Source organism: Acidipropionibacterium virtanenii, from assembly GCF_003325455.1.
GTDB classification, from domain to species: Bacteria; Actinomycetota; Actinomycetes; order Propionibacteriales; family Propionibacteriaceae; genus Acidipropionibacterium; species Acidipropionibacterium virtanenii.
Genome location: NZ_CP025198.1, coordinates 560,869 through 586,070 on the forward strand (window position 1 = coordinate 560,869; position 25,202 = coordinate 586,070).

The following is a 25,202-nucleotide window of genomic DNA, read 5'->3' on the forward strand; positions in this document are numbered from 1 at the left end:
GTTTCTCCATTTCAGTAGGTGTGTGTTGGTGTCAGAGGCTGGTGATGCCACGGATGACAGTGGCCAGAGAGCCTACGAGTGCGATGGCTAGGACAAGACGCCTGGCCAGATTGTCGTTGATTCTGGGGCCCGCAAAATTGCCCAACAACGTTCCGCCGGCCGCGGTCGCGATGATGACCGCCCACGCGGATCCGGGTACTTGCGGTAGTCCCCGCCCCGCGAGGGACATGACGTTCAGTCCGGTGAAGAACAGTTGAACGGTTGCGACGTATTCCGTGTATCGCCAGCCCGTCGAGTTGGCGTACACCACCAGCGGTGGCCCGCCGACACCGGCCGTGACATTCATGAACCCTGAGAGGCCGCCTGCCAGAGCGACCCCTTTCCGGCCCTCGAAGACGCTCGATCGTCGCAGGAACTGGATGCTCGCCAGAGCGCAGATCGTGACTGATCCGATCACGATGGACAGCCACGCCGACGACAACGTTCGAGATATCCAGACTCCGGGTAACAGGCCTATGGCCGAGGCGACGAGCAGCAGTCCGGTTCTGCGCAGGTTGATGTCTCTGCGAAGGGCGACGGCACTCGCCAGACATACGCCCAGGCCGACGAACTGGCAGGTCTGGATCCCCGTGGTGGATCCGAGAATGAGGACCAGGAATGGGGAGGCCAGCAGGGCCAGCCCCATTCCTGTGACCCTCTGGACCATCGAGGCGATAAACAGAACCGCCCCGGTGAGGATCCATGTCGCCGTCACGCTCATTGGCCGAGATTACCCATGCTTGATGACCTGTGCGATCTCAGGCGTCCCGTCGAACCCTTCGAGTCCCGAGAGGTCCGTCTCGCCGTTGTCCCAGACGTGAACGGTCCAAGGACGGTCGAGCAGATCGTCGGTCGAACGGACGGACCCGTCCACGTCGACGCGCGGTATCACGGCACCGTCCCTGACGAGCACCGGCAACTGCTCGATCGACACCTTGCGCTCGATGAAGCCGGGGCCCTCGAACCGCTCGTCGGTGAAGAAGTCGTACCAGGTCCCCTCGGGCAGGTAGATGCTGCGCGTCACCGGATCGGTGCCGTCGTCCATGACCGGTGCCACCAGGAGGTCGTGGCCGAACAGGTACTCGTCGTCGATGTCGATGGCGACCCGATCGTCGGGGTACTCCAGGCACAGCGGCCGGATGAACGGCAGACCCTTCGTCTCCACCTCACGACCGACCTGCCACAGGTATGGCAGCAGGCTGTAGCGCAGCCGGATCCAGTCGCGACAGACCTCAAGTGCCTGCTCGCCGAACTCCCAGGGTTCCCTGGGACGAAGGCCATGGGCCCGCATCAGCGGGGAGAAGGCGCCGAACTGAGTCCAACGTATGTAGAGGCCCGGGGTCAGTTCAGGACCGTAGAACCCACCAATGTCGTGGCTCCAGAAACTCGGTACGCACGACGCGTAGGACAGGCCGCCACGCAACGTCGCCTGCATGCCCACCACGGTGGACTCCGCATCGCCTCCCCACTGCCCGGGGTAGCGCTGGGAGCCCGCCCAGCCACTGCGCGCCCAGACGAACGGCGTACGCCCGGTGAGGTCTCCGATCATGTCGTAGATCGCACCGTTGTACTTCAACGTGTACAGGTTATGGATGTAGTTGCCGGGTGTTCCGTCGGCCGAGACCGCGCCCGGAGGGCAGCCTTCACCGAAGTCAGTCTTGATGACGGCCAGGCCGTCGTCGAAGAACGGACGCTGCTTGTCCAGGATCCATGCGCGGGTCTCGGGGCGGCTGAGGTCGAACAAGGCCCGGAACCGCCCGTCGGGAGTGGGCGTGCCCTCGATGTGGGCCAGCCTGCCATCGGGATTGCGCAGAAGATGCCCGCCAGACTCGGCCTCCTCGAACAGGGGAGATGCCGGATCGAGGTACGGGACCTCCCACATCGAAAGGCGCAGGCCCAGTTCGGCCAGGTCATCAATGAACTTCTTACGGTTCCCGAAACGCTCCTCGTTCCAGATGTAGTCGGTCTGAAGCCGATCGACGATGAGCCAGTCGGGATCCAGGTGAAGGACGTCGGCGGGGATCGATTCCTCACGCATGCGCTTCCCGACCTCCAGCATCTCAGTGCTCGAGTGGTAGCGGCAGCGTCCCATCCAGTAGCCGAATGCCCACAGGGGAGGACGCTTCGCCGTGCCCGTCAGCGCGGTGTAGTCGCCGAGACGCGCCTCCGGGGTGGGCGCGGCGAACATGATGAGGTCGAGGCCCGAGTCGTCAAGGGTCAGCCCGAGCACGCTGGGGCGCTCATGGCCGATATCGGCCGTCACATTCGCGCCGGTGTTGATGAACGCGGAGTAGCCGTTGGTTGAGTGCCACACCGGGGCCGGCTTGTAGGTGCGCCCGGTGCCAGTTCCGAGCGCGTCGTTGACCTCCAGTACGAGCCGCTGACCGTTCTTGCGCAGTGGGGAGAACTGCTCGCCGAATCCGTAGATCTGCTCGGTGGTGTCCATCTCCAGGTTGAGGGAGATGCTCTCGTCGCATGACAGCGCTGGGGGAGCCATGGGGAAACCCGCGACCTGGCGCAACCGCTGTCCGGTACGCATCAGCAGCCTGCCTTCGCGGTACAGCGAGAGGGTGAGGGGGCGGGTTCCGATCCTCAGCTCCGCTTCGGGCAGTTCGACCCGGATGACATCGTCCGTGCTGGTTACGGTACAGGTCGGATCTCCATTGGTGGAGGCCGTCATGATGCCGGGCCAGCAGTCGGGCTCGCGCCACATCTGGTGGTCGGCGGGTGCCAGTTGGATCCTCAGCGTGGCAGGCCCCAGCGCCCTGACGCGGGCTTTGAAACCGATCTGCTCGACAGGCGGTAGCTGGAGGTCCTGGGGAAGATTCGGCATCCCCGTTTCAATACCTTGGTCTTCCGGCGATTCCCCGGTGAGCCATCCCGGTGTATGGGGCAGTCTCGTGGTTCTGAGGGCAGCCACATCGAAGGTCAGTTCATTGCTGCCGGTGTGAACGTCAGAGACGTACTTGAGCATGTAGTCATCAGTCATTGGAGGCTCCGGAAGAGGGGAACTCGTTGTCGGACGGTGATGCCGTCGGGGTGGTGGGGCCGGACGACGCCAGTTTCGAGACCTGACGCGCATCCAGCTCGTCGATGAGATGACGCACCTTGTCGTCACTGAGGTTGTACACGAACTTCATCATGATGATAGTGAGAACGCACATGACCAGCGGATAGACGAACATGAGCGCCCGGATGCCGAAGATCGTGCCAGAGGACTGGTTCTCGGCATTGGCCACGTAACCTACGGTGGCAAGAACGGCGCCGGGAATGAATCCGGCGGCAGCCTGGGAGATCTTGCGGAACCAGGTGAATGAAGAGTACGTGAGCGCTTCATTGCGAACCTCGGACTTGTACTCGCCGTACTCGACGCAGTCAGAGACCATGCCCCAGTTCAGCGAGGTCGGGAGACCGGAGCCGAAGTATGCGAAGCAGGAGAAGATGACCAGCGACAGCGTGCTGTGGACCGCGAAGAAGGCGATCGTGTCGGCCACGAACCAGATGGCGCAACCGAGGATGTAGGTGTTGCGCTTGCCGATCTTCTTGCTGAGCCATGGTGCGATGGCGACGGCGGGGAAGACGCAGCCGATGGAGAACAGGCCCAGGTAGGACAATGCCCAGTCGTCGTGAAGGATGTACTGCGTGAAGTACACCTGGACGGCCAGCTTCACGTTGAACGCGGAGAAAGAGAACAGGTTCGCGAAGGCGATGCCGATCAGCGGCCGGTTGTGGAGCAGCAGCTTGAACTGGGTGCGCAGCGGCACCTTGCTCTCGCTGGGTGCCGCGGCATTCGTGGCCTCGTGGGTGAAGCGCTCCTTGACACTGGAGCACATGAAGCAGATAAGCGCGATACCGGCGATCGCGAAGCAGGTGACCGCGACGGTGTAGCCGTGCCGCTGGTTGGTGAAGAGGTGAACGATCGGCATGAAGGCGACGGTCGCGATGAGCAGGCCGAGGTTGGATCCGCCCTGGCGGATCGAGGAGAGCACCGCACGCTCCTGCGGGTCCCGGGTCATGGTGGGGATCATCGATCCGTAGGACACATTGCCGATGGAGTAGACGGTGCCGAAGATGATGTAGGCGGCGTAGGCCCAGATGGTCTTTCCGCTCAGCGACATCTCCGGCACTGTGAAGTTGGCGATGAGGAGCAGGGCCAAGGGGATGACCGAGTACAGGATGAAGCTCTTGTATCGGCCGAACCGGCCCGGCTTCCTCTTGTTGTCGATCCAGGTTCCGACAGCCATGTCGGCGAATCCGTCCCAGATCTTGGCGACCAGAAAGACTGTGCCGCCGACCGCCGGGTTGAGGCCGAGGCCGTCGGTCATGAACTTCAGCAGGTACAGCTGGCCCATGTCGAACAGGAAGTTGTAGCCGACATCGCCGGTGCCGTAGCCGAGGCGTTCACGCCAGGAGAGCCGGTTCCGTTGGCTGTTTGATGGTTGTGCGACGGAGTGTTTCGCCGGGGGCTTCACAGGCATTTTGGATCCACTTCTTCGTGAAAAGGTGCAGGTCTTCCCAGCGCCGTCGCATTGAGCGCGACGACGCTGTGGAAATAGATGAATGGGTTGGTGGTGTGTCAGTTCCTGTCGAGAAGGCCCCGTGCGAGGGCTGGAGCCATTCCCGGCGTCAGGGGGAGACGGGGCACGATGAGGCAGTGGAGGAGATGATAGATGTCCTGCTTGCCGTTCCACACTTTCGTGGTGGGTGTATTGGTCTCATCGAGTTCCTGCCACCATGAGCCGGTCTCGTAATCCAGCAGGTAGTCGCGGCAGTAGTCCCAGAACTCCTGGTAGTAGTCGGCGTACTCGCTCTTCCCGGTGGCGCTGTGGAGGGCGTACGCCGATCCGATCGCCTCGACAATCACCCACCTCACACGCGAGCGGATGACGGGCTCGCCCTCCCAGTCGACTGTGTAGACGAAACCCGGGGCGCCGTCGGTCGCCCACGCGTCGGCGACGCCTTGGTGGAACAGCGCTTCAGCATCTGGAAGCATCCACTCCGGGACCTTTTTGCCCTCGGCAGCAAGTGTGGCGCGCATCTGGACCAGGAGACGTCCCCACTCGACCCAGTGACCCGGGGTTCCTCCGAAGGCTCGGAACCGGTCGCCCGGCGCCTCCTTGTTGTAGTCGCGCAGCACGTTCCACTGGTCATCGAAGTGCTCGTTGACCCGGTAAGCGTTGTTGCGCGCGACGTCATGGATGAGGACGGATGCGATGCGCAGCGCGCGGTCCAGCCAGATATCGTCCCCTGTGACGTCGTGGAGGACGAGGAACGCCTCCACCGAGTGCATGTTCGCATTCCCGCCGCGGTATTCATCGCAGTGGGCGAAGGTCTCGTCCCAGTTGTCGACGACCATCTGCTCCTCGTCGGACCAGAAGTGTTGGTTGATGCAGTCGACGGCGAGGGTGAGCAGCTCCTCGGAGCCGGGGACTCCCGCCGCGACGGCGGAGGCCGCTCCGAGGGCGGCGAAGGCGTGGGCGTAGGCCTCCTTCTTCCGGTCGGTCACCTCGTCGCCCTCATTCGCGACGACCGCGTACCAGCCGCCGTGCTCACGGTCTCGTAGCGGGCCCTCGGTGAGTGCCTTCACCCCGTGCGCCGCCATGGTGCGTGCGCCCGGGCGGCCCATCAGCGAAGCGATGGAGTAGGTATGCACCATGCGCGCGGTGATCCACAGCTGGGTGCCCTGCTCCTCGCGGATACCGCCAGTGTTCGACAGCCAGCCGAACCCATTGGGTACTTTGGCGCCACGCCCGAATTCCAGGATGCGGTCGAGCTCGTTCTCCATCCAGCGGTTGTGGGCGGGCATTCCGATCCAGTTGGTCATTGATGGTCTCCTGTTCACGTCGTTGTGGGGGAATGAATGGATGTGTCTCAGCGGGAGGCAAGTGTCTCGTCGACGATCTGGGCCAGACGGGACAGTCGCGCGGCTGCTAGATCCCGCAGTGCGGAGGTGAAGTTGTAATTGGTGAGTGGCAGGGTGCAGGACCACACCGCGCGGCCGGCCAGGAATCCCTGTGCGCCGGCCCTGACGGCCTGGCGGACCGAGTTGGGGAACAGGTCGGCGTCGACTCCGGAGGAGAGGATGACCCACGGGGTCGGGATTCTGGAGTCGAGTTCGCGGCAGGCGGCGTACAACTCCTCGTCGGTGCCTCGTCCTCCACGTGGCATCTCGGCCTTGTACAGGTCGGCACCCAGATCGCCGAGTTCGTCGGCGGCGCGCAGAATCGCGGTCTCCTTGTCGAACTCGGCATGCGTCCGCGGGGTGCGGACCACGGGCTCGATGATGGCGATGAGATTCTGCGAGTGGCAACGGGTGACGAACTCGTCCACGAGAGACCTGCGCGTCTGGGGATCCTCGTCGGATCGCCAGAGCACCAGCAGTTTCATGGCCTTCGCTCCGAGCTCGACGGCATGTCGGGGGGTGGACTCGGTGTCGATGGTGACGCGGTCGACCGGGATGCCGTTGCCCGGGTGGAACTCGTCGGCGGAGGCGATGAGCGCACAGCTAGAGGCGATCGCTTCGGCTGCGACGACGGCGTCGAGGGCGAACTGGTGATCGACGAGGACGGCGGATGCGTAAGGGCTCAGTTCACGAGCTGCGGCGACCTTGAAGTCAGTCATGTCAGCGTCGGAGATGGATCGGCCGCGGGCCGTGACGAGCATGTTGCGCAGCGCCTCGCGTTGGTCGACCGCCAGCATCGCCAGTCCGCCTGACTCGCGGCTGATGGGGGCGAGGGGAAGGGTTGATGACATGTGTGAGTCCTTCGTGTCGATTCAATCAATGAAGAATTGCAGCGGCCTGTGCTTCGACCTGGGGCCAGACGGGCACGGCCTCACGCCCATCGCGACCATGGCAGGAGAGTCCGGCGGTGATATTCGCCTGCACCAGCGCATCGGCCCAGCTCACGCCGTGGACGAGAGCCGAGAGGAGACCCCCGTGGAAGACGTCGCCGGCACCGAGTGTCGAGACGATATCGGAGGGCTGGGCGAATGCTGGAGCGCTGGCCGAACCGGGCTGATCGGTGCCTGAGCCGGCGAATCCGGCTCCTTCGCCGTCCCACCAGGCAGAGCAGCCGTTCGCCCCGTCGGTGGCGACGACAGCATGAGCGCCACGAGCTAGGGCCCTCCGAGCGGCGGTGTCCAGATCGTTGATTCCGGACCATTCAAGAAGAGTCTTGGCGGTGGGGACGTAGAGATCGACGTCGGCGGGGTCGAATCCTTCGATGGGCGCGTTGCCGGAGTCGATGGAGATCAGTGGGCGGTGCCCGCTGACCCGGTGCTTGATCAGGTCGGTGACTGCTCGGTATCCCATGTGGTCGACGTGGACCCATTCGGAGGCCGTGATGCGCTCCTGGGCGAGAGGCGTCAGGGAGTTGAGCGGGTTCGAACGGGTTGTGACGATCGATCGGGTGCTGGCGGATTGATCGACGATGATGCATGACGTCTGGGTCTTCACGGATTCATCGACGACCACGCCGGTCGTGTCGACGCCGGCATGGTCCAGAAGGGTGAGCGCCTGGTCTCCGGCCTCGTCGTGGCCGACGCGGCCGACGACGGCGGTGGACACACCCTGCCTGGCGAGGGCCACCGCCGCATTCGAGGCCGGGCCCCCGCCGGTGACGATGACGTCCTCGGCCTCCATGCGGCCCTCTTGCTGAGGGAAAGCCCTCACCATGGCGATGACATCAAGAGTGATGACACCGACACATGTCACGACAACGTTGTTGGACACGACTCTTCGCTCCTCCTGAGGCTGGTGCGCAGCCCTCTCGACCCCGAGATCTGTTGTTCGGAACACTAACAGAAGATGTTTGGAGGTGAACAGAGACGATCTCAAACTGTTTGAAATCGAACATCTGGGTCCCCATCCCGCTGAGGCTGGCGGTGTGCGCATCCAGCTGGTACAGCGCCTCTGAAGGGCTGTCGTGGCGATGGCGTGGTGGGGCAGTTGGCCTGGCCCGACTGTTCAGGCACCAGCCTCGGTGCGCCACGAGTAACCTTCTGCGTGTGCCGTGCGATGATCGAGGGAATGTGAGCGATCGATGATGAAAGGCCAGCGGGTACCCGGCTGCTGCGGATCGGCCGGTATGACTGAAGAGCTGACTCCCCTGCTGATGCTCCATGGGTGGCGTCGCGAGCGGCACGCACGCGCGGTGGCGGTGCGCATGTCGACGCGATCGCCGACTGTGTCGGCGGCCACGTATCTGGGTCGGCGCCGGTAGGAGCAAGACAGGAGAACACGCTGGCAGGTTCGACTGGCTACAGCTGAGCCGAGCAGACGTGCTGCAGGTGGATCGTCAATGAAGGGCTCTCCGGTAAGGGGAGCGACACAGCTGGTTCGGGGCGGCGCACTGCTCGGAACCGACGCCTGAACCAGGGCTCCCCAATGAGGGGAGCGACTGCCAAACAAGTTCTCACTGCGGCAACGGCCTGCCTGCCTCAACGAAGGGCTCCTCGAAGAAGAGGAGCGACGAACTGCCGCGCAGCCCAGTCCTCGGTGTCGGTGCCGCCTCAACGAAGGGCTCCCCGGTAAAGGGGAGCAACCTGGCACCTGGCGTCAAAACGCTCGAGGGACTTCAGCCTCAACGAAGGGCTCCTCAATGAAGAGGAACGACGTGATTCCCATGGTGCTGGGCGACCTCAAGCCCGAGCCTTAACGAAGGGCTCCCCGGTAAAGGGGAGCGACTCCGTGCGACCGTCCTGCTGAACCGACCGGTAAATGCCTCAACGAAGGGCTCCCCGGCAAAGGGGAGCGACGCGGGGTCGGGGTGGGGCAGCATCTGGTCGGCGCGGTGGCCTCAACGAAGGGCTCCCCGGCAAAGGGGAGCGACATCAGTTCCGTGCGGGACTGCGGCATGGGGTCGGCGCCTCAACGAAGGGCTCCCCGGCAAAGGGGAGCGACGTGTAGCCCAGGGCGTCCTCGTGGTCGCTGACCGCGCCTCAACGAAGGGCTCCCCGGCAAAGGGGAGCGACCGAGACGCTGCACACCGCCGATCTGGCCGCCCGACGCGCCTCAACGAAGGGCTCCCCGGCAAAGGGGAGCGACTGGTCGGTGCTGCAATCCCCTCCCGCACCCTCCTCACGCCTCAACGAAGGGCTCCCCGGCAAAGGGGAGCGACGCGATGGCTGGTGCTAATCCCAGGCGATATCACCTAGCCTCAACGAAGGGCTCCCCGGCAAAGGGGAGCGACATGAAGGCCCGCTGCGCCATCCGCCGCGTCCCGAACTCCAAGCCTCAACGAAGGGCTCCCCGGCAAAGGGGAGCGACAATCCTCTTGCCCAGTTCAAGCAAGGAATGATGCAGCCTCAACGAAGGGCTCCCCGGCAAAGGGGAGCGACGTGTGAGCTAACAAAGGTGGTTCTTGATAAGTGGTTGCCTCAACGAAGGGCTCCCCGGCAAAGGGGAGCGACTTGTCGACTGCGACCTTGCGGTTGGTGCGCCGCGGGCCTCAACGAAGGGCTCCCCGGCAAAGGGGAGCGACGGATCGCATCGATGATCCGAGCCCGCAGCGCCTCCCCGCCTCAACGAAGGGCTCCCCGGCAAAGGGGAGCGACCGGCGATCTCCTGCTCCATGCGCGCCACATCGGTCTGGCCTCAACGAAGGGCTCCCCGGCAAAGGGGAGCGACCAGCCGGGCTGGTGGTGGTTGTCGCAGGCGGGCGGTGCCTCAACGAAGGGCTCCCCGGCAAAGGGGAGCGACTAGGTGAATATTCGCGTACTTGAAGGCCGGTGGTTCGTGCCTTTGGGAACCAGTCCTGGTGCGTGTGGGGGCCGGGGCTGGCATGCATCGGGACCACCCGCTCCGACCCCCATGCGGGTAGGTCAGCCCATGCCCTGACTGGCGTGACCGTCTTGGGCCGCCTTCTCCCTCATGTTGACCTGGCCGGTGTTGATCCATACAGCGGTATGTACGATGCGGTCCAGGATCGCGTCAGCATGAACCCCGCCACCCAACCGGGCATGCCAGTCCTTCTTCGCGTATTGGGTCGCGAAGATCGTCGACCCCGTATCGTGACGGTGCTTCATCAACTCCAGCAGCATCGCCCGCATCGGCTCATCAGGTGGGTCCAGGAGCCACTCATCAAGGACCAGCACGGTGAACGCCGCATACTTCTTGATGAACTTCGATGTGCCCCCGGGGCGGTCCCCGGCCACTCTCCACGCCTCGGCCAGGTCCGGCATCCGAATCACATGAGCCCGGTACCGATGAGCACACGCGGCCTTGGCGATCGCCGAGGCCAGATAGGACTTCCCCGATCCCGTGAAACCCTGCAACACCACATTGCGGTGAGCGGCCACGAACCCGCAGGTGGCCAGCTCGGCCAGGACCGACCGATCCAGGCCCCGCTGGTCGACCAGGTCCACCGACCTCAGGTCGGCATTCGGGTAACGCAGCCCGGCCCGCCGGATCAGCCCGGTGACCTTGGTGTCGGTGAACGCGATGTAGGCGTCATCGACGATCAGGCGGATCCGCTCGCCGAACGCCAGACCACCGGCCAGCACATCGTCCTGGGCCTCCAGGGCACTGAGCAGATCGCCGGCGCCCATCTCGCGGAGCTTGCGGGTGGTCTCGATATCGATGATGCTCACAGCTGGTCTCCCCCGTAGTAGGAGGCGCCCCGCACGAACCCGGTTCCCGGGTCCTCGGCACTCGCGACGCTCCGGTCGCCGGCCCGATCGCGACCGGTGGCCAGGATCGGCTGGAGATGGGCGTAGCGGGGCGAGCCGACCGAGTCCAGGCCGATCCGCGCGGCGGCCTCAAGGCGGGTCGCCGAGTAGCGCCGTGAGAGCCTCAGCACGGCCAGGGCGGGGTCGATGCCCTGCTCGGCCACCGGTACCGAGGCGAAGATCCGCTCGACCACGGTGGCCGTGGCCTCCCCGATCCGATTCGCCCATGCGCGGACCCTTCCGGGGTCCCAGGCCCGCCAGGCGCCGCCGGCCGGCAGGTCGGCCTCGCGGGTGGAGTACCGGTTGACCGCGGTGGCCGCCAGAAGCTGGTGACTGGCCAGCCGGCTGTCGGCCGACCAGACCTCCAGGGTGGTAGCGGTCAGTCTCAGGTCCACGTGCTCTCCGGCGTGGGTCCAGGGCACCGAGTAGTGGTTGCGGGCCCAGGTCACGTGCCCGTCACGAGCCACCCGGCGGCCCCGCACCCAGGTGGAGACCTCGAACCGCACCGCCGGCAGCCGGTGCAGCAGGGGCTGCTCCTCAGTGGTGAACACACCGGCCCGCGACCCGGGGCGTTTCTGGAACGGTGCGGCGTTGTAGGCACTGATGCGCTCACCGATGGCCTGGCGCAGGGTCTCCAGACTGGTGAACGTGGTCTGGCGCAGCGCGGCGATCACGACCGTGGCGATATGGCCGACGGTGTTCTCCACACTCGCCTTGTCCTTGGGTCGGCGGACCCGCCCGGGCAGCACGGCCGCCGAGTAGTGAGTCGCCAGCTCGCGGTAGGAGTCGTTGAGGACGATCTCGCCGTCGCGGGGATGGGAGATCACCCCGGTCTTCAGGTTGTCGCACACGATCCGGGGCACCGAGCCGCCGAAGAACTCGAACATCGCCACATGGGCCCGCAACCAGGTGTCCTGGCGCATGTCCAGGGTCGGCTCGACGAACGCGTACCGGGAGAACGGCAGGCAGGCCACGAACAGGTACACAGTGGCGACCTCGCCGGTGACAGGATCGATCAGCTCCATCGTGGGCCCCGACCAGTCGACCTCCACAGTGCGCCCCGCCTTGTGGCCGACCCGCGAATCGATCCCGCTGAGCGCGACGTGGTGCTCGTATCCCCGGCAGAACCGGTCGTAGCTCATCGCGACCCCGCCCGCAGCGGCGACCGTGTCGGTGTACTCGCCGTGGAGCAGTTTCAGGGTGACTCCGACCCGGGCCAGCTGCCGGTGGATCTCGGCCCAGTCAGGCAGGGTGAACACGCTGACGTGCTCGCCCCGGCCGGGGAACAGCCGCCGATAGACCTCGGCGTCATCGAGGTCGGCGACATCATCCCAGTCGATACCCTGCTGATCGGCGACCTGAAGGACCGCGGCGACACTCTTGCGGGCCACGCCCTGGGAGGTGGCGATCGCCCGGCCTGACAGGCCTTGAGCATGGAGGCGGAGCACTCGCTTCGCCGGAATTCGACTTACCATCGGTGACAACTCCTTTCGTCACGTGCCTCTCACATGACGGGAGGAGCCTAGGCAGGCCGGTCCCCATCACCACCACGAATGGTCCCCATCCGCGCCAACCTACTCATCACTGGCTGGCCCCCACTAGCACCATCACCGGACCTCATCAGAGCAAATATTCAACTAGGCGCACCATGTGGCAGCGTCATGCAGGTCCAGGGCGGCCTCAACGAAGGGCTCCCCGGCAAAGGGGAGCGACACGACGCGGTCGTGCAGATGGCTGCCACCGACCGGCCTCAACGAAGGGCTCCCCGGCAAAGGGGAGCGACACGGTGGAATGGTGACGTCCGATGATCTCACCATCGGCCTCAACGAAGGGCTCCCCGGCAAAGGGGAGCGACATGGAGGACAAGACTAAGAAGCACATCACCATTCAGCCTCAACGAAGGGCTCCCCGGCAAAGGGGAGCGACTTGCTTCCATGTTCTTCCTTCTTTCACTTGACGGGGCTGCCTCAACGAAGGGCTCCCCGGCAAAGGGGAGCGACCCGATATCATGCCATACTTCTTGGCCCAATTACCGCCTCAACGAAGGGCTCCCCGGCAAAGGGGAGCGACTAGCAGTAATATAGGAACCATTCAAAGTTCCCACAGCCTCAACGAAGGGCTCCCCGGCAAAGGGGAGCGACATGCTGCGAGGCGGCATCTGAATGGCAGCACGAGAAGCCTCAACGAAGGGCTCCCCGGCAAAGGGGAGCGACCAGTTCTTCTCCTTCTCGCCGTCGCCCCACGCCTTGCCTCAACGAAGGGCTCCCCGGCAAAGGAGAGCGACGGGCGTGACCGTGTGGGCCAACCCGGACGATATCGGCCTCAACGAAGGGCTCCCCGGCAAAGGGGAGCGACCGGCCAGACCCATCTGGATCAGCCGCTGCTCACCGTCGCCTCAACGAAGGGCTCCCCGGCAAAGGGGAGCGACTCTTGGTGAGCGGCTGGAGGTTGATCTGGGTGGTGGCCTCAACGAAGGGCTCCCCGGCAAAGGGGAGCGACCACACGTCGCGGGTCTGCCCGTTCGGCAGGGTCAGGGGGCCTCAACGAAGGGCTCCCCGGCAAAGGGGAGCGACTGTCTATCCCCGCGGGTTTCCGGCCGATCTTCCGGAAGCCTCAACGAAGGGCTCCCCGGCAAAGGGGAGCGACCCGGCGAATTCCTCGTCGACTACGTGCGCGCGGTCGGGCCTCAACGAAGGGCTCCCCGGCAAAGGGGAGCGACACCAGCCCCGCTACAACATGTTCGACCGGTGGATGCCTCAACGAAGGGCTCCCCGGCAAAGGGGAGCGACCCGCCGGACTCACGGGTCACCCTGCCGTCCGGTCGCGTGTCGCCTCAACGAAGGGCTCCCCGGCAAAGGGGAGCGACACAGATCCGGCGAGACAGTACCGATTCCTGCTCACCGCCTCAACGAAGGGCTCCCCGGCAAAGGGGAGCGACCAGGAGCGTCAGCCAGGTGACGTAGAAGATCAGCGCGCCTCAACGAAGGGCTCCCCGGCAAAGGGGAGCGACCCCCCGCCCCGCCGTTGGCGGTGGAGAGTCCCCCGCCTCAACGAAGGGCTCCCCGGCAAAGGGGAGCGACCCCCCGCCCCGCCGTTGGCGGTGGAGAGTCCCCCGCCTCAACGAAGGGCTCCCCGGCAAAGGGGAGCGACGAGCCGCTGGTCGATGCGGCGGCGCAGCGCGCCCGCGCCTCAACGAAGGGCTCCCCGGCAAAGGGGAGCGACCGGCGGGGCAACACGGGACATGGCTAGGCGAGGCCGGGCCTCAACGAAGGGCTCCCCGGCAAAGGGGAGCGACTCCGAGGTGCTGCCCTCCATCCGCAAGACCGGCTCGCCTCAACGAAGGGCTTCCCGGCAAAGGGGAGCGACCGAACTGTGGTGTGAAGGGCTCCGAATTCGGTTTGCCTCAACGAAGGGCTCCCCGGCAAAGGGGAGCGACTGGACTCTTCCGCTGACCGCGGACCTCGGCACCATCCCCGCCTCAACGAAGGGCTCCCCGGCAAAGGGGAGCGACGAAGGCACGGGTCGACATCATTGCGGCCCAGCGCGGGCCTCAACGAAGGGCTCCCCGGCAAAGGGGAGCGACAGATCGGCATGGAAGGGCTCAAATGCTGGACTCCCGGCCTCAACGAAGGGCTCCCCGGCAAAGGGGAGCGACGGGCGCGTTCGGGGTCGTCGACCCGGGCGAGGCGCCGGCCTCAACGAAGGGCTCCCCGGCAAAGGGGAGCGACGTCCAGGGGCTCCTTGCATTCGTGTCTAATCTGTTCTGCCTCAACGAAGGGCTCCCCGGCAAAGGGGAGCGACAACCCCGGGTCGGTCTCCTCGATCAGGAAGGACCTGCCTCAACGAAGGGCTCCCCGGCAAAGGAGAGCGACTTTCGTTGATTCGGGTAACCAGGAAAAATATAAGGGCCTCAACGAAGGGCTCCCCGGCAAAGGGGAGCGACCGGACGTGAGTAGCCTGGCGGAGTCCGAGGCAGGAAGCCTCAACGAAGGGCTCCCCGGCAAAGGGGAGCGACGACATGCCAGGTCCCAGGAGACACTTCTCCCGTGATCTGCCTCAACGAAGGGCTCCCCGGCAAAGGGGAGCGACGACCGGAACGGATGCGACCTCATCCACTGACTTGATGCCTCAACGAAGGGCTCCCCGGCAAAGGGGAGCGACCCGGATCGTCAAATCCGATTCCGACATTGATGGAGAGGCCTCAACGAAGGGCTCCCCGGCAAAGGGGAGCGACGAGCGGCGAGCGCTACAAGGTGAAGGCGGCGAACCGCCTCAACGAAGGGCTCCCCGGCAAAGGGGAGCGACGGTCCCCAGCCGAAGCGTCGAGGGTCTGCTCGACTCGCCTCAACGAAGGGCTCCCCGGCAAAGGGGAGCGACGACCGGAACGGATGCGACCTCATCCACTGACTTGATGCCTCAACGAAGGGCTCCCCGGCAAAGGGGAGCGACCCGGATCGTCAAATCCGATTCCGACATTGATGGAGAGGCCTCAACGAAGGGCTCCCCGGCAAAGGGGAGCGACGAGCGGCGAGCGCTACAAGGTGAAGGCGGCGAACCGCCTCAACGAAGGGCTCCCCGGCAAAGGGGAGCGACCCGGGCGGTACGGCTGTGAAGACGTGCGCCTGCGGCCTCAACGAAGGGCTCCCCGGCAAAGGGGAGCGACCTTTGGTTTTTCCGAGTGTGTGCTGGCCGCCGAAGCCTCAACGAAGGGCTCCCCGGCAAAGGGGAGCGACTTCCCGGAACGCCTCGGCGCCAGCACGTGCACCTCGTTGCCTCAACGAAGGGCTCCCCGGCAAAGGGGAGCGACGGGCTTCACGTCGGCCCACGCGAAGACGATGTTGCTGCCTCAACGAAGGGCTCCCCGGCAAAGGGGAGCGACGGATCCGCAAGAACAAGGTGAGCACGACTCAGCGTGAGCCTCAACGAAGGGCTCCCCGGCAAAGGGGAGCGACTCCTTCGGGTGGTTCGTCCTGCTGACATGGTCCATGGCCTCAACGAAGGGCTCCCCGGCAAAGGGGAGCGACTGGCCTGACGCCGACCTCACCGCCACACAGCAGCGGCCTCAACGAAGGGCTCCCCGGCAAAGGGGAGCGACGGTTCGGGCCTGCCAGCGCTCCACGGGTTCTCCTAGGAGCCTCAACGAAGGGCTCCCCGGCAAAGGGGAGCGACCGTATCGGAGCGTCTGCACCAGTGCACGCTTGGCACGGCCTCAACGAAGGGCTCCCCGGCAAAGGGGAGCGACTTCCCGCCCGTCAAGATACCCGGATTCCGTAAGGGCGGGCCTCAACGAAGGGCTCCCCGGCAAAGGGGAGCGACACCGTTCATCGCAGGTCCTCCTCCCCCAAGATGATCGGGCCTCAACGAAGGGCTCCCCGGCAAAGGGGAGCGACTTCCGGGGGGACATCGGCCAGATCCGTGACGACGTGCGCAGCCTCAACGAAGGGCTCCCCGGCAAAGGGGAGCGACCACCTGACTGCTCATCGAGCCCGTCCTTTCGCCGCGCCTCAACGAAGGGCTCCCCGGCAAAGGGGAGCGACCAGCAGGGACGCGATCACCGGGGCTAGTGCGGTCAGCCTCAACGAAGGGCTCCCCGGCAAAGGGGAGCGACGCGTGATGGGAAGGCCGTGCCCGTGCTGCCGTCCGCGCCTCAACGAAGGGCTCCCCGGCAAAGGGGAGCGACCAGGGATGAAACTGTCATCCGATTCCCCGCACACGCAGATGCCTCAACGAAGGGCTCCCCGGCAAAGGGGAGCGACGGAATCTCATGACAATCTCGACCGGTGACGAGAACCAGCCTCAACGAAGGGCTCCCCGGCAAAGGGGAGCGACACGCACTGGAGGCACTGCACCCTACCCGGGTGCTCATGCCTCAACGAAGGGCTCCCCGGCAAAGGGGAGCGACCCCGTGCGAGCGTCCTTGGAGCGGCGGCCGATCATGCCTCAACGAAGGGCTCCCCGGCAAAGGGGAGCGACATGCTGCTGCCGCCTGCTCGTCGTCAGCCTCAGGTGTCAGCCTCAACGAAGGGCTCCCCGGCAAAGGGGAGCGACCAAGGTCTACCAGCTCGCCCTTGATGGTTTCCTCGGCCTCAACGAAGGGCTCCCCGGCAAAGGGGAGCGACATCCGGGAATTGGGGGGCTGACCGGCCAAACCGGACTTTTGCCTCAACGAAGGGCTCCCCGGCAAAGGGGAGCGACGTCAAGCGACCGGAGGGAGCGGCTGCCCAAGGGTTGGGGCCTCAACGAAGGGCTCCCCGGCAAAGGGGAGCGACCTACTCGGTCTGGTGCAAGGCCAGCACCGACAGCGCGCCGCCTCAACGAAGGGCTCCCCGGCAAAGGGGAGCGACCTGCAGCCAGTAGCAGGCGTCCTGGGGTTCGGCGAGGATGCCTCAACGAAGGGCTCCCCGGCAAAGGGGAGCGACCTGGCTATCTCCCCGAACGTCATGCATGCGGGCAAGCCTCAACGAAGGGCTCCCCGGCAAAGGGGAGCGACCGTCGATCGCATCATCAGCGACGTCAGTCGATGATGTGCCTCAACGAAGGGCTCCCCGGCAAAGGGGAGCGACGGCGCGTGCCAACAGCGCAGCCTCTCGACCTTCCGGCCGCCTCAACGAAGGGCTCCCCGGCAAAGGGGAGCGACTGTGGGTCAACGCTGCCGGACGCGCCAACCACTGCCTCCAGCCTCAACGAAGGGCTCCCCGGCAAAGGGGAGCGACGGCCATGTCGTCCACCATCTCAGCGACCGTCTCGGAGCCTCAACGAAGGGCTCCCCGGCAAAGGGGAGCGACTGGCCACTGCCGCGCAGACCATTCCCTCCGTGCAGGCCTCAACGAAGGGCTCCCCGGCAAAGGGGAGCGACGTTCCAATTCATCGAGCCGATGCCCACGGGATAGGTGGCCTCAACGAAGGGCTCCCCGGCAAAGGGGAGCGACCCGGAGTACCGGGCTGGGGGTTCCAACGGCCTGCCCGGCCTCAACGAAGGGCTCCCCGGCAAAGGGGAGCGACACCCACAACAGGACGGTCGGGATCAAGGTCCGCGCGCCTCAACGAAGGGCTCCCCGGCAAAGGGGAGCGACGTGAGGTCTTAGGGTCGTCGGGATTCGGCAGCATGTTGGGGGCCTCAACGAAGGGCTCCCCGGCAAAGGGGAGCGACGGGCAGGACTCCTCGAAGCGCTGGGAATGGTCCACCAAGCCTCAACGAAGGGCTCCCCGGCAAAGGGGAGCGACAGCGGTCTCGCGGAGCGGGTCCTGACAAGCAGTCCAGCACCCTCTCCGCGAGAGTCCATCGTAGCGCTGCACTGCCCGCGCACCTCGGTGGCTCCTGAACTCCCGGCATCCATCCACTGACAAGGCCGGATGAAGGCGCGAGTGGTTACCGGGAATCCGCGGAGCGGGGGACCTCTCGCATGGGGTCAGATGATCATCGACCCGTCTCCGACGATGTAGCGGGAGTGCCCCAACCATGTCACAGCCCGGTCATCCGCCGTCTTTGAGAGACCAAGGTCGCTGACGAGCACGGAGTCCTGATCGCGGTCCATGATGTCCTCCAGCTCACGCTGGAGGACGAGCACATGGCTGGGCGAGCAGTCGACCATGAAGACACTGAATTGAACTCTCAATCCGAACCGCTTGAGAGTCACAGCCATGTGGCCCCGTCGCTTGTCATCGGGGACGTCGTAGGCGATGAGATATCGATGACTGTCCTGTCTCATCGGACTGTCATTCCCTTGTACTCATTCCGTGTGCCGTCCACGACTCCCAGGATGATCCGAGCCTGCACTTCGATCGCTCGGCGCCACGAGACCGTGTAGCCGAAGCTGGGATGGGAGATCTCGGTGGTCACCCTGCGCTCGTAGGCGGAGACGATGGCATTCCGGCCCTGAGTGGAGAGACGCGAGTCGCCCAAGGTGTGCGAGAACATATCCGTCGTGAGGGCACCGTTGTTGATGCAGGTGAGGACCACTGAGTCTGCGATCGGCGCGCGGAACTCCTCCATCAGGTCCAGGGCGAGAGCCGGCTTGTTCCTGCTCGGGGAGTGGAGAAACCCTGCGTGCGGATCAAGACCACAGGCGGCCAGCGCCCGGATGCAGTCGGACAGGAGCAAGCTGTAGGTGAAGTTCATCGCGGCATTCAGCGGATCGGTGGCCCCTCGACCATGCCGGCCCGGCCATGTGTTCAAGAACGCCCGCGCCTCGGCGCCCTTGAGCATGGACGGCAACCCCGAGAAGTAGATCTGGGCGGCGCGGCCTTCCAGGGCGAACACCTCGGGCAGAGAGGGCATCGTCTCGGTCGCCCGTGCCAAGGCTCTCAGTTCGGTGACCAGATCGGGCCGATCACCGTTCCGGCGGATCATTGTGGCCTGATTCCCTATCTTTGCTCGGATGATCTGCTGGGCGATCGGCAGAGAGCCGAGTTCAGACATCACATGCTGATGGACCCGAGCCTGACCGTTCGGCGAATCGGCGCTTGAGGCCCAGCCGATGACGCGGCCCCGGCCACTGCACCACACCACAGTCAGACGCCGCCAGAGCATCTCCCGGATGAGGGCACTCGACAGGTCCACGTTGCCGTGGACAACGATCCCACACACCTTCTCCAGTGGAACGCTGGCGAGTTCCTCGCCGTTCTTCGACACGGTGACTCGCCCCTGTCTAAGCGATCCACGAGCGCCCGGAGTCATGACGTGCAGGATCGTCCCATCAGGATCGGAGACCGAAATACTCCTCGCCTTCTGGCCTTCCATATGACGGTTCTCGTCCGGGAGGCAGACGGTGGCGTGTGAGCAGCCCACGCATCGAGGATCGTCAAGGAGTGGTTTGGGGGCCTGAGCGGCGCCGATCAGGTTACGAGTGCTCTGAACCCATTCGCGGCACTCCTGTCGCGCGGCATCGTCGATGATGATGGGAATCTGAGTGTGATGGTTGGTGAAGTACACGCCGGCGCCGGTGACGCGATGGCCCATCTCCTCAAGGCAGATGACTTGGGCGATCACCTGGATCCGCTGTGACTCGGTGATCAAAGCCCGCCTTCGTGACGGCGTCGACTTGTACTCCACAATTTCCAGTGACTGATCATCCTGCTCTTTGACGACGTCGCAGCGGCCGGTGAGGCCCAGTTCCTCACTGTGGATGAGCATCGCTCGTTCTGCGCCGGGACGAGACTCGGAGGCGTTGTCGACGCGCTTGTGAGCCATCGTCCCGGCGGTGATCGCGAAACTGTCCACCTGCTCTCCTTGGGCCTCGATCCAGGCCCGGCGAGGGCAGAAGACGGTGTGTGCGATCAGGCTGATTGGAATCGTGTCATCTGAGTCCATGGAGAAAAGTATTCCAACGGATGGAACTCTCCGCTGAGAATCATGCGTTCCGGTGCGCTAGAACTGCCACCTTTGTGGACCGTGAAATCGCAGGCGCCGATAACCCCCATTAGCGGTAGCTCGAGCAGTGCCGCTGAGACCCTCTCCTCGTCTGGTGACGGTAAGCCATTGACAGCCTGGCTGGCCACGACAGCTCTCCATGCTGCTGGCGACACCATACGGTCCAGCACTGGAATCAGCGCCCGTTTCGTGTGGAGCGTTCTCAGTGGCGAGGCGCACGCCGTGGCGCTGACTCTGCTGACAGCCGGAACAAGGGCGAAGCCGCTGATCCCCCACAGCCCACACCATGCCAGTACGTCGTCGGCAGGCCCGGGTCGAGTGAGGCCCGTCGAGGTCCGAGACTCCGGACTGTTCTTGCCAACGGTGTCTGTGACGGACGCCCCTGTCAGCCCCTCAATGATCGACAAGGTCGAACGATTGGCGACGACGTCAGCCAACGGTGCCAGACGCTTCCCGACGAACTCCTCGCCGCGGTTCCTGGTCTTCATCTCCCATCTCGATGCGGCGCGGTCAGGTTGGAGTTCATTATTGTGGACGACCCAGTATCCAGGTTCTCCAAGATTTGAAAGAAAGAGCGCGTCCAGCTCGGTGAGGTCCGATCCGAGGAACTCCTCACGACGACTCTCAAGGTCGATCCATCCCGCGGTACTCCTGGGAGGCTTGATCCTGGGGCTGAACAACCCTGTTGCACTGTCAGCACCCTTGGCCTGAACCCACGACCCTTCGTCGGCATGGCGAGTCGCGTGAGCCTTGACCGCTTCCCCGGCATCAGGCCCGTTCCAGGTGACAACGGCTTCGGCGGCGCCCTCGACGGTCCAGCCAAGGCGCACGCGCTCGGCTCCGGCCTCCTCGAGTATTCCGGCCAGCCCGATCATTGCGAAGTGGGTCATGGCGCTGTTGAGCCCTCCGGAGATGACGATCTTCATGATCCCTCCTTGGAGACGCGGCAGTCGGCTGCGCGCAGCACTGCTTCGAGGTAGCAGCATGTCCAGGCGCCGAGGCGCCAACTCGTACGGCTCATGAGTGAGCACCATTCCCCGCTGACGAACAGGTCCATGATGCGTTCCTTGAGTGCTTCGTCATCGCAGTCATTGATCAGCGACGGTGCATCGAGTTGGGGGAGGACTCGTCCGTGCCCGTGGCTTGTTCCAATGAGCCGAGCGACCAACTCCGGGTCGTTGCTCTCTTCAATGACCGGCCATGCGACGGCCACCGACCGCAGTTCATGACGCCAGCCTCTTGGTAGTCCTCCGGACCATCTCCTTCGCGACGCTGCCTGGGCACTCCGCGCAGGGCTCTTCGCGAGAACTGGGGCGTCGTTCGGGGCATTGAGCCGGTACCTCTGGAATCGCTGGTCGGACTTGCCGTCGTCGTGATGGAGTCCTGCCACAGACAGGGCCTCCCGGGCCTCCGAGGCAAGCCCGATGGAGTCTGCCAGGTTGGTGGCGCGATCCGCGACGCCTTCTTGATGGTCGGCCAATGTCACCAGATCTCCGGACCTCGTCCACAGCTGGCGGATCGATTCGTTGTCCTCAATCGCGCCGGGGGGACGCACGACAATCCAGGCGAGTCTGACACCTTCCACGACATCGGGGCCCCTAGTGACCACCCCGATACCGCCGGAGCGCAGGAACTCTTCCTGGGCATCGTCATCATCGAGACCACAGAGATCTGTGAGCCAGTGACTTTCCCGATCGCCATCCATGATGACCTGGGTGCCCACGGCGCCCCACCCGGTTTCCAGATCACCTTCGGGTCGAGTGGCGTCGTCGACCACTACCCCTTTGCGAGTCACTGCGTGGCCTGTGTCAATGAAGACCACGTCCCCACTACGGATGTCGACTGTGTCGTCATCAGACTTGACCACGCTGCTCACTTCGTCATTCCGCAAGACAAAGGCCCTGGCATGAGATCCGTTACCCGTGAGGATCCCCAAGACCACCTGCCGGAGCCTCCAGAGGGTGACAGGGAAGACTTCGTCCTGGATAGGTGAGGTGGCGTCCAGAAGTGGCAACACCAAAGCGTCGTCGTCGGGTAGGGGACCACGAATCACGAGTCCGCCCTCGAGCTGATCGGGGCGGAGTGAGTCCCGGATCCACAGTTCCAGCTCCTCGTCCGCGAGCAACGTGTCTGCGGTCGCCTCCCACCGCATAGCGTCGCCCGGGTGGGGGAGTTTCACGATCTCCCTCTCTGGGGACTTGGACGGCGGGGGAACATCCATGACGTGCTGGGGTCTGGCGTCCCCGGTACCGGTGAGCTGAGCCAACCAGGAATCTCCGTTACGGAGATCCGACTCCACGTAGGGGAGTTGATCCTTGACGGCTGACTCATCGGGGCCGATCACGGTGATCGGACCATCGTGCCTGGAGCCCTTTCGGTTCACGCGTCCGAAGCGTTGGGCAAGGCTGTCGGCCGGGGCCAGCTCGGTGAGCAACCCGACGAAGTCGACGTCGATTCCGACCTCGACGGTCTGAGTGGCGACCAGGAACTGAGGTGATTCACGGTCCTGGCGTCCGGCGATCCCGAACAGATCCGGGAACTGCGCCTTCAGGCGTGCCAGGTCCATCGGTCGCATCGGGCCGACCCAGCATGGGCAGTTGTCGCCGAGTTCCTCGGCGAGCCTCAGCGCGGTATTGACGTTGTTAACGATGCAGCCGATCGTGCCGCCGGTGCGGGTCTCGCGAAGCAATCGTGCCTCAGTCGCAAGAGTTGCGAGGTACTTCGCCGTGGCCTTTCGGCCGTTCCAATCCGGTGAGCGGACGATCCGAACGGGCTTGGGCCGAGTCATGCGTGGCTCGAGGCCCGGATACTCGAGATCCTCGGCGGAGATGCCGATCTCTGTGCCGCCATTGTCGGTCCGTGCCGTTGCCGACGACTCAACGACCTGGAGGCCCGGTACCCCGAGGGTTGGGGATGTCTTGGCAACGTACCGAGAGACCCAACGCGCTGTCCCGAGAAGCTGTCTCGAGAGATGCGCCTCATCAATGACGACGACCGAGTCCATCCCCAGCAGACCTGCCTCTCTTGGGCGAGCGGCCCTACTGGTTCCGTAGCCGCGCATGAGAAGCCGGCTGCCCCACATGTCTGGGGTGGCGCAGATCACCGCACACGCGCTCGGATCGTCGATCCAGGTCCGGTCCGAGGCGATACCACCACGGAGATTGGCGAGGATGACGGGACCGGAGTCCGGGGCGATAGTGATGGACGCCAGGGCTGCTGTCATTTCCTGCGCGAGCGGATCGGCCGAGGTCGTCAGCCAGTCCAGAACACGCTGGGCCCGGTCGGCCTGGGAGTCGACAAGCGCTCGTCGATCGACGACCACGCACAGACGCCGGGGAAGCCTCGGGCCGGACCCGGCGGCGCTCAGAGCAGCCAGGAAGATGTGGGCCTCGACCACGGCGCTTTTCCCGGACCCAGTGGGTGCCGTGATGGCGTCGGGCCATCGTCCTTGTTCGAAAATGGTGTCGACCAGTCGAACCTGCCATGGGAATGGTTCGTTATGGTCGTTGATCTCCGCGAAGAATCGTGGAAAATCAGAAATGGTGAGCGTCATGACTCCTCCGGAGTGTCGACGGGGACAAGCAGGCCTCCGCCCAGATGCCGTGACTGGCCGAGGCTGATGAGTGCTCGATTCCCGACCAGATGGCCCAGCTCAAATTCAGCGCTGTATGGCTGCACCGCGCCGATTGCCTTCGGTGCCTTGTGCACATACCGGTCGACCCGCGAATCACTGATGCGATGGGTCGAAAGCACTCGCACGGCCAGGGACTTGTCCGTCACCGCTTGGACCATTGCCCAGTAGTCCCGCCTCGGCAGATCCGGTAGATGATCCCTGAACACATGGAACAGGGACAGTAGGGCAGCCTCCTCGAACCCCCATCGCCCAAGGTCCGGATGGTCATTCTGACGCCGGGTCTCGGGCACCAGGCCTCTTGCACTGCGCCAAGTACGCCGCCACCCAGAGCGAACCTCCGGCCAGAAGTCATGCAGGCCGATCAGCGATGGAGACCCGAGCTTCAAGTCCTGCCCGGATCCGCTCTGAGTGCGCATCCAGACACGCAACGTCGGAGCATCGAGAGCGCGGAGGATCTGTGCCTGATCCGCCGGTTCAAGACCTGCTGGCAGGAGGATCATGAGTGCACCATTGCTGAACTCGTCGGCGCTTGGGCCGGTCCCGTGACGATCCGCCATGAAGCTCGAGGGAACGTACTGGATGGCGACTCGATTCGCCGGGTTCCGCACACCTCGCGGAAAGGCTCCAGTGACGCTGGCCGGTGCGGAGTCTCCCATTCGAGACACCAGCATCCGATGTGTCGCCACACACCAGTCGACGACCTCCTCGGGACGCAGAGCGCGTTCTACCGGAATGGCGAATGCGAATGGCCACGGGTCCGGTGAGACAGGACGAGTCGGTACTTCGTACTGGAGCACCTGCAGCGCGGCGCGGGGGATCGGTGATCCCGAGGTACGCTCGGTCTGCCTCGCCTTGTCATTCGCCTTGGTCGGGAATTTTGTGGGATGCTCCCTTTCCCATGCGCGCTCGAGCTCATCAAGTCGCCCGGGCGCGGGAGTACGCACTGAGATTCCCCTCGGATGGAGTTCGCTGGGTTCCGAGATGAGTTTGTGGGTTGTCTCGATGGGCTCGATGGTCAGCACGACGGGGGTGTCGGACTCACCCAGACACGAGACGTCACCACACAGACGCCCGATCGTCTCATGCACGTGTGAGGGTGCCTCATCCCAGAACCAGCCGACCGGTCCGGCTAGCGCCGTAGCTGTGCTGACCGTGCGACCGGACTTCTTGATTCGGGGGGCGTTGCTCTTCGGGGGTTTTTCGAGCGTGCCTTCATCCCTGTAACTGGTGACCGAGGAGTATGCCGGGACGTACTCCGGCACCATCAGTTCGGTCGGCGGATGATGCTCGAGCCAGTTCAGCGCGGCGGCCGACTCGGATGAGATTCGCAGCTGGCCTTTTATGGGGTCTGCCGCTGTGCCGTTGCCCGCAGCGTTGATAAGGGCGGAATACAACCGAGCCGTATCAGGCAGTCGTGACGGTGAGCCGTCTTCCAAGTGGCCCTGGAACATCCCGAGTGGGAAGCGGGCTCTGATGGTCAGCGGAGGCATT

Annotated in this window: 13 protein-coding genes and 2 CRISPR repeat arrays; all 13 genes read right to left on the reverse strand. The window is 64.6% G+C overall.

Annotation, left to right across the window (positions count from 1 at the left end; translation table 11 throughout):
- Positions 1 to 31 precede the first annotated feature (31 nt).
- Positions 32 to 760 (reverse strand): sulfite exporter TauE/SafE family protein, encoded by a 729-nt coding sequence (locus JS278_RS02475; protein WP_114043812.1) that lies wholly within the window; start codon positions 758 to 760, stop codon positions 32 to 34.
- A gap of 9 nt (positions 761 to 769) precedes the next feature.
- Positions 770 to 3,028, reverse strand: a complete 2,259-nt coding sequence (locus tag JS278_RS02480; protein WP_181833807.1) for a glycoside hydrolase family 31 protein — start codon at positions 3,026 to 3,028, stop codon at positions 770 to 772.
- Positions 3,021 to 4,517 carry a glycoside-pentoside-hexuronide (GPH):cation symporter gene (locus JS278_RS02485; RefSeq protein WP_114043814.1) on the reverse strand — a complete coding sequence of 499 codons (1,497 nt, stop codon included), beginning with the start codon at positions 4,515 to 4,517 and terminating at the stop codon, positions 3,021 to 3,023. Before JS278_RS02485 ends, JS278_RS02480 begins: the two co-directional genes overlap by 8 nt.
- Positions 4,518 to 4,615: 98 nt before the next feature.
- Complete coding sequence (locus tag JS278_RS02490) at positions 4,616 to 5,863, reverse strand: AGE family epimerase/isomerase (RefSeq protein WP_114043815.1); 1,248 nt, start codon at positions 5,861 to 5,863, stop codon at positions 4,616 to 4,618.
- A gap of 47 nt (positions 5,864 to 5,910) precedes the next feature.
- Positions 5,911 to 6,792, reverse strand: coding sequence for an aldolase (locus JS278_RS02495; protein ID WP_114043816.1), 882 nt, complete (start codon positions 6,790 to 6,792; stop codon positions 5,911 to 5,913).
- Positions 6,793 to 6,817: 25 nt separating this feature from the next.
- Positions 6,818 to 7,771, reverse strand: coding sequence for a carbohydrate kinase family protein (locus JS278_RS02500; protein WP_181833808.1), 954 nt, complete (start codon positions 7,769 to 7,771; stop codon positions 6,818 to 6,820).
- Positions 7,772 to 8,475: 704 nt separating this feature from the next.
- Positions 8,476 to 9,739: direct repeats of the CRISPR family, unit length 36 nt; unit sequence GCCTCAACGAAGGGCTCCCCGGCAAAGGGGAGCGAC.
- A 122-nt stretch (positions 9,740 to 9,861) separates the two neighbouring features.
- Positions 9,862 to 10,629, reverse strand: a complete 768-nt coding sequence (locus JS278_RS02505) for an ATP-binding protein (protein ID WP_114043818.1) — start codon at positions 10,627 to 10,629, stop codon at positions 9,862 to 9,864.
- Positions 10,626 to 12,182, reverse strand: a complete 1,557-nt coding sequence (gene istA / locus JS278_RS02510) for an IS21 family transposase (RefSeq protein WP_114043819.1) — start codon at positions 12,180 to 12,182, stop codon at positions 10,626 to 10,628. Before istA ends, JS278_RS02505 begins: the two co-directional genes overlap by 4 nt.
- 202 nt (positions 12,183 to 12,384) lie before the next feature.
- Positions 12,385 to 17,931: direct repeats of the CRISPR family, unit length 36 nt; unit sequence GCCTCAACGAAGGGCTCCCCGGCAAAGGGGAGCGAC.
- A 185-nt stretch (positions 17,932 to 18,116) separates the two neighbouring features.
- On the reverse strand, positions 18,117 to 18,416 hold the full coding sequence (gene cas2 / locus JS278_RS02515; protein ID WP_114043820.1) for a CRISPR-associated endonuclease Cas2: 300 nt from the start codon (positions 18,414 to 18,416) through the stop codon (positions 18,117 to 18,119).
- Positions 18,413 to 20,017 (reverse strand): CRISPR-associated endonuclease Cas1, encoded by a 1,605-nt coding sequence (gene cas1 / locus JS278_RS02520; RefSeq protein ID WP_114043821.1) that lies wholly within the window; start codon positions 20,015 to 20,017, stop codon positions 18,413 to 18,415. Before cas1 ends, cas2 begins: the two co-directional genes overlap by 4 nt.
- Entirely contained in the window at positions 19,984 to 21,003 is a 1,020-nt protein-coding gene (locus tag JS278_RS02525) for a hypothetical protein (protein WP_114043822.1), read from the reverse strand. Before JS278_RS02525 ends, cas1 begins: the two co-directional genes overlap by 34 nt.
- Positions 21,000 to 23,630 (reverse strand): type I-G CRISPR-associated helicase/endonuclease Cas3g, encoded by a 2,631-nt coding sequence (gene cas3g, locus JS278_RS02530; protein ID WP_114043823.1) that lies wholly within the window; start codon positions 23,628 to 23,630, stop codon positions 21,000 to 21,002. Before cas3g ends, JS278_RS02525 begins: the two co-directional genes overlap by 4 nt.
- Positions 23,627 to 25,201, reverse strand: coding sequence for a type I-G CRISPR-associated protein Csb2 (gene csb2, locus JS278_RS02535; RefSeq protein ID WP_114043824.1), 1,575 nt, complete (start codon positions 25,199 to 25,201; stop codon positions 23,627 to 23,629). Before csb2 ends, cas3g begins: the two co-directional genes overlap by 4 nt.
- Position 25,202: the final 1 nt, after the last annotated feature.

Bases quoted from the DNA above. Each gene is read 5' to 3' on its own strand.
- JS278_RS02475 (WP_114043812.1), bottom strand. From the start codon at position 760: ATGAGCGTGACGGCGACATGGATCCTCACCGGGGCGGTTCTGTTTATC.
- JS278_RS02480 (WP_181833807.1), bottom strand. From the start codon at position 3,028: ATGACTGATGACTACATGCTCAAGTACGTCTCTGACGTTCACACCGGC.
- JS278_RS02485 (WP_114043814.1), bottom strand. From the start codon at position 4,517: ATGCCTGTGAAGCCCCCGGCGAAACACTCCGTCGCACAACCATCAAAC.
- JS278_RS02490 (WP_114043815.1), bottom strand. From the start codon at position 5,863: ATGACCAACTGGATCGGAATGCCCGCCCACAACCGCTGGATGGAGAAC.
- JS278_RS02495 (WP_114043816.1), bottom strand. From the start codon at position 6,792: ATGTCATCAACCCTTCCCCTCGCCCCCATCAGCCGCGAGTCAGGCGGA.
- istA (WP_114043819.1), bottom strand. From the start codon at position 12,182: ATGGTAAGTCGAATTCCGGCGAAGCGAGTGCTCCGCCTCCATGCTCAA.
- cas2 (WP_114043820.1), bottom strand. From the start codon at position 18,416: ATGAGACAGGACAGTCATCGATATCTCATCGCCTACGACGTCCCCGAT.
- cas1 (WP_114043821.1), bottom strand. From the start codon at position 20,017: ATGGACTCAGATGACACGATTCCAATCAGCCTGATCGCACACACCGTC.
- JS278_RS02525 (WP_114043822.1), bottom strand. From the start codon at position 21,003: ATGAAGATCGTCATCTCCGGAGGGCTCAACAGCGCCATGACCCACTTC.
- cas3g (WP_114043823.1), bottom strand. From the start codon at position 23,630: ATGACGCTCACCATTTCTGATTTTCCACGATTCTTCGCGGAGATCAAC.
- csb2 (WP_114043824.1), bottom strand. From the start codon at position 25,201: ATGCCTCCGCTGACCATCAGAGCCCGCTTCCCACTCGGGATGTTCCAG.